The organism is Veillonellales bacterium (assembly GCA_039680175.1).
Taxonomy (GTDB): domain Bacteria; phylum Bacillota; class Negativicutes; order JAAYSF01; family JAAYSF01; genus JBDKTO01.
Map to the genome: position 1 here is coordinate 1 of JBDKTO010000057.1, position 2,241 is coordinate 2,241.

Here is a 2,241-nt window from a genome sequence, read left to right on the forward strand (position 1 = left end):
ACCAGCAGGACGTTTACAACCTTTCCCAAAATGCAGAGAAACACCGATAAGCGAATCGTTCTCTTTTGCCCTCATTGCATCCCTATATAATTCTTCTAGTGTCATTTTGCCTCCTTCTTAAACTCAACACTTTTCATTAGTCTATTTAACGCTTTTACTAACATTTTTTGGAACCATTTTGCTGATTTAATATCTGAAAAATCCCTGCCTACAAGGAATGATTGATTGTCTATTTTTAAGGAAAGAATATAAAAATTTCTTCCGAACTGGTCTTTGTTTTTCTGTATATTCGTATATTGGTTTTTGATTTCAGATAACTTCATTGTCCACCTTCTTAAACTCCAAAACATTAGTTTTTCTCGGCACTGCATCCTGATAAAGCTGTCTGGACTGTTCGTCACTGGTGGAGGATAGCATATTATTTTGGATTGGCAAGGTCATTTTGGTTATACTCTATTACAATTTCCCGTCAAAATTGGTTATGTTCTGTGACAAAGTATCGGCAATCATCAAATCTGCCGAGAGTTTGTGCTTATTTTGCAACAACTGGTGGAGGTGTCCATGCGTGATTTTAAGGGGTTAACATACCCACCAAAGTTTTGCGTTCAACTACTACCGACACCACTCGGTTCTTCTTTGGCACTGACTCCCCTGCATGGTGGGGTCTTGGGTTCTTTGTCCTTCACACCCCCATGTTATTTACTCCTTAACCACGAAGCCATTGCAGAGAAGAAGTTTTCGGGGTTGAAGAGCCATGCAACAAAATCTTGCTGAGCAATCCCCTTGCATTTCATAACAGCGAAATCACTCATTGATTGCTGATAAAAATGCTCCCATTCACAACCGCAATCATCATTCATCTTCTCCACGCACAGGCTGGCATCGTTGGAGTCGAAGTTGATAATAAAACCGCTATCTGGGTTATAATAACATTTATCTAGGTTTCCTATATTACCATAACCGAACTTCCACACCATATACTCCGCTATCAACTGCTTATCTTCTGGTGATAACATTTTAAACTCATTATTCTGGCTTGCCAGTGACCATATCTTGTAGCCAATTTCTTCGGCAATCTATGTGGACTGTAAATTTAGATATGGTTAAATAAATTAACCTTCCAGACCAATATCTTGTAAACATAAAAAATAACCACGGATTATTCTTATCATAATCAAAATGCAGACTGCCCATCAATATTCTTTTCCAGTTCATTTCCCCTCCCGTTCTTCCCGACTAAGGCCATCGTATTCGTATTTGTCGCAATAATGAGATTTTGGGTGTTTAATGATTATCGTCCCCTTGACAGCGTAGCATGATTGCGATTCGGCTTTGCAATTCCCGCAACACTTACTGTCCTCAAACCGCCGCAGGAGTTCGTTCCAACAATTTGTAATTGCCATTTTGCCGATAAGGTCAACAGCATCAGAGTTGATAACCAATTTCATCCCATGTTCCAGTTCTTCCACGCTCATGTCTTTCATTATTCCCCCTCGGTAACATTCAGTCCATTTATCCCCAAAAAGCGTGGATTATTCCCGTTCACGCACATACCTACCAACTCTATGAGTGGCCTTTTTGGTTCTATAAGCAAATCCATTAAAGTATTTTGCGGCTTCCCGACACGCATCTCGGCTATCAAGTATAATTAACGGAATCCAGATAGCTCCTTCCTTTCTTTCGAGAACGTATATCGGCTTCACTTCACACCCTTAATATGCCCTTTTTTCGTGCGAGGATGCCCCGTAAGCGACTCTTTTGGCTTAATCGGCCTACATTTGCTATGTTGCCTCTCCCACGCCTTAGCCTTCTTGTCGGCATATTTCAAATCGTCCGTCTCTATCCGGTAAATTGCTCCGCAGACACAGACTCGTTCAAGGGGGGTCATGCCGCCTTTGCCCCTTTCGCCAACTTTAGAGCTTCAATGGCTTTTTTATAATCTTGTGCGCTAATTTCTGATAAATCCGCTACGCCCATGTATTTCAGGAATTTATCTAGCTCAACTCCCTTGTCTATAATAATGCCGTTCAGGGTGGTCTGCTGTTCGAGTGTGATAAGGTCAGGATAACGGTTAGGGGTGACTTCCGGTTTCTTAACCGATGACCCTGCAGCCCATTCAGTCACCAGAACGCCGCTTTCCTCACAAAGCAGTTTGCCGGACGGGAACATGACTTTATGTTGTTCCTGTAATTTGATAGGTTGTGGGATTCCTGGTTTGTCGGCGGTCAGCAAAAACGATAC

The 2,241-nt window shown here is 41.9% G+C and carries 5 protein-coding genes; all 5 read right to left on the bottom strand.

Annotated elements, in window-relative coordinates:
- Positions 1–101: 101 nt before the first annotated feature.
- A complete protein-coding gene (locus ABFC84_09110) occupies positions 102–323 on the bottom strand; it encodes a hypothetical protein (protein MEN6412903.1) in 222 nt (73 codons plus the stop codon).
- Positions 310–441 carry a hypothetical protein gene (locus tag ABFC84_09115; GenBank protein MEN6412904.1) on the bottom strand — a complete coding sequence of 44 codons (132 nt, stop codon included), beginning with the start codon at positions 439–441 and terminating at the stop codon, positions 310–312. Before ABFC84_09115 ends, ABFC84_09110 begins: the two co-directional genes overlap by 14 nt.
- A gap of 254 nt (positions 442–695) precedes the next feature.
- Positions 696–1,016 carry a hypothetical protein gene (locus ABFC84_09120; protein ID MEN6412905.1) on the bottom strand — a complete coding sequence of 107 codons (321 nt, stop codon included), beginning with the start codon at positions 1,014–1,016 and terminating at the stop codon, positions 696–698.
- Between the two features lie 195 nt (positions 1,017–1,211).
- Positions 1,212–1,484, bottom strand: coding sequence for a hypothetical protein (locus tag ABFC84_09125; protein ID MEN6412906.1), 273 nt, complete (start codon positions 1,482–1,484; stop codon positions 1,212–1,214).
- 400 nt (positions 1,485–1,884) lie between these two features.
- On the bottom strand, positions 1,885–2,241 hold a 357-nt coding region (locus ABFC84_09130; GenBank protein MEN6412907.1), incomplete at its 5' end, for a hypothetical protein.

Coding starts and splice junctions, on each gene's coding strand:
- ABFC84_09110 (MEN6412903.1), bottom strand. CDS start 323: ATGAAGTTATCTGAAATCAAAAACCAATATACGAATATACAGAAAAAC.
- ABFC84_09115 (MEN6412904.1), bottom strand. CDS start 441: ATGACCTTGCCAATCCAAAATAATATGCTATCCTCCACCAGTGACGAA.
- ABFC84_09120 (MEN6412905.1), bottom strand. CDS start 1,016: ATGTTATCACCAGAAGATAAGCAGTTGATAGCGGAGTATATGGTGTGG.
- ABFC84_09125 (MEN6412906.1), bottom strand. CDS start 1,484: ATGAAAGACATGAGCGTGGAAGAACTGGAACATGGGATGAAATTGGTT.